This window comes from Agriterribacter sp. (assembly GCF_035444585.1).
Classification (GTDB): domain Bacteria; phylum Bacteroidota; class Bacteroidia; order Chitinophagales; family Chitinophagaceae; genus Agriterribacter.
Map to the genome: position 1 here is coordinate 1 of NZ_DAOMOZ010000353.1, position 2,803 is coordinate 2,803.

Genomic DNA, 2,803 nt, shown 5'->3' on the forward strand with positions numbered 1-2,803 from the left:
TTTGTTCAAGCACTCCATTGTTCCTGTCTATTTCTGTTTGAGGGATTGGCCAGAACTCATACTTGTCTTCGTACTTTATCTTAATTGTTGGCGCCAGTGGATTAGGTGCAAAATCATTGAGTTTTTGTGTTGCAATACCCCATCTTCTCAGGTCAAAATACCGGATGCCTTCCAGGGGAAACTCTACTCTTCTTTCGTGCCTGATGCGATCCCGCATCTGATCTTTGGTGAGGCCGGCAGGCAATGCAGGCATATTAACACCTGGTCTGTCTCTAACATCATTTATCTGAGCGTAAACAGAAGCATCGGGACCTGTTGCTTCATTTTGTGCCTCTGCATACATCAGCTTGATGTCGGCATAACGCAGCAATACAAAGTCGTTATCTCCTTTTACACCATAGTCGGGATTTTTTAAACCAGGTGTAAGCCATTTTTTAGGTAAATAAAAGCCCACAATCCAGTCCTGTCCGCCACCCGGAGTTGCTACAGCCGGATTATTAAAGGGCCATCCCTTATCAGTTCCATCACCCGGAAAAAACCAGGTCATTGATTTTCTTGGATCGCCGGCTTCGTATTCATCAATCAGGTCCTGAGTTCCCTGGTACCCGCCCCAGGTTTGCATGGTTACATTCAAGGCGGCATCTGCATGTTCAATGTTAGGGAGAAGGAATTTTACGGAAAACATAATTTCATTGCTGGCATTCTGTCCGGCCTTATAGAAATTGGCATCATAGTCGGGATTCAATGAATATTTGCCACCATCAATAATCTCTTTAGCTAAAGCAGCGGCTTCTGCATATTTTTTCTCAAATAACAAAGCTCTTACTTTGTATCCCTGTGCTGTAGTTTTTACAGCATGTCCTGAACTGTAGGTATCATCCGGTAAAGCGGCAATGGCCGCATCCAGATCCTGGTATACAAAAGCCAGTACTTCCGCCCTGGTTGATTTAGCCATCGGTGTTTTAAAATCAATCTTAAAGGGATCGTCTTTAATGATGGGAACGTTTCCATACAATTGAGCGAGCCAGAAATAATTAAACGCTCTCATGAAATAAGCTTCCCCTTTATACTTCGTCAGTTTATCGCCGGTCAATACCTTGTCTGCATTAGCAAGAAAAGAATTGATTGCCGCAATAGCTCTGTAGTTGTTATTATAGTAATTATATACATAGGCCCCGGTGTTGGGTGTAATGCCGGAGCTTGTTGCATTGTAGCCGCCACCATAGTTATGCTTGCCAAATACATCATCTGTGTAGGTATCCCATCCCATTATTTCATATTGTGCGTTGGCCCAGTTACCGCCACCTGCATATAAAAAATTATACAGTCCGGTTAATGCCAGATCAGCATCGGCTTCTGATTTCCAGAATACTGTAGTAGATAATTGGTCGGGAGGAGCAACATCCAGCAAGCTTTTTTTGCAGGATGTAAATGCCATAAATAATGCAAATCCTGTTAGTAAAATAATTTTATTATTGTGTTTCATCTCAAAATAATTTAATTAGAAGTTAGAATTGAACCGTTGCGCCAAAAGTAAATGTTCGCACCTGCGGGTAGGTTACATAAAGACCATCGCCAATTCTTTCCGGATCAAGTCCCGGGTATTTACTTGCTGTGAAAACATTGTCTGCAGCAAAATACACACGGAGGGATCTTGCTCCTGCCTTAGAAAGGATGCTTGTTGGAATTGTGTACCCCAACTGAATATTTTTTAAACGCATAAAAGAAGCATCCTTCAGATAGTAGGTTGATGCATAATTCTGAACCGGCGCATAACCATCCGCAGAATAAATCTTCGGCATGGTGTTAGACGGGTTTGTTGTTGTCCACCTGTTTCTCCAGTCTGTAGTAGGAACAGAACCCTGTCTGAAAGGCTCAATACCCCATCCGCTAACGTATACTTTTTGTCCCTGCGATCCGTACAATTGTGCACTAAAATCAAAGTTCTTCCAGTTAAGCGCCAGGTTAACGGCATACTGATAGGAGGGATATTTGCCTTTTACATAGGTGCGATCCTTATCGTCTACTTTACCATCTTCATTTACATCTTTTATTTTCAGGTCGCCGGGTGTGGGAGTAACGGGTTGTTTCGGCGATTTGTCAATCTCGTCCTGACTCTGGAATATTCCATCCCATACATACAGGTAATATTCATCCAATGGCTGACCCTCTTCCCGTATGGTAGAACCACCTATTTCTTTATTACCAAACTTCTCCAGTTTGTTTTTATAAGTTTGGAAATTGGCGCCTATACTGTAAGAGAAATCTCTGCTCACGTTATCGCGGTATAAGGCTGAAAATTCAAACCCTTTATTTCTTACTGCACCATTGTTAATTACGGGTGCATTTAATCCTAACCAAAGAGGAACCTGTGAACCACGGAGAATATCAAAAGTGTACTTATTGAACCAATCGGCAGTAACAGAAAGTTTATTGTTAAAAGCAGTAAGGTCAGCTCCTATATCAAATACCCTTGTTGTTTCCCATGTTAAATTCGGATCAACCAAACTACTGGCTGAATAACCTGGCGAAACTGTACCGCCAAAAGCGTAATCCCTGTTGCTCAATGTAGGCTGGTAGGGGTAGGTACCAATATTCTGGTTACCCAATTCACCCCATGACCCGCGGATCTTTAAATCATTGATCCAGGAAACGTCCTGCAGGAAGGCTTCATTTGAAATACGCCAGGCCCCGGAGAGAGAATAAAATAAACCCCACCTTGTATCTTTCGGCAATCGGGATGTACCATCATAGCGTAAGCTGCCTCCCAACAAATATTTATCCTGAAAATCATAATTGACAG

Annotated in this window: 2 protein-coding genes; both read right to left on the minus strand. The window is 42.4% G+C overall.

The genetic code is table 11. The features are described from left to right. Positions 1-1,486: RagB/SusD family nutrient uptake outer membrane protein (locus PLH26_RS21370; protein ID WP_324588045.1), on the minus strand; the 1,486-nt coding region annotated here is incomplete at its 3' end. Between the two features lie 22 nt (positions 1,487-1,508). Continuing rightward, the coding region (locus tag PLH26_RS21375) for a SusC/RagA family TonB-linked outer membrane protein (RefSeq protein WP_324588046.1) at positions 1,509-2,803 on the minus strand (1,295 nt) is incomplete at its 5' end.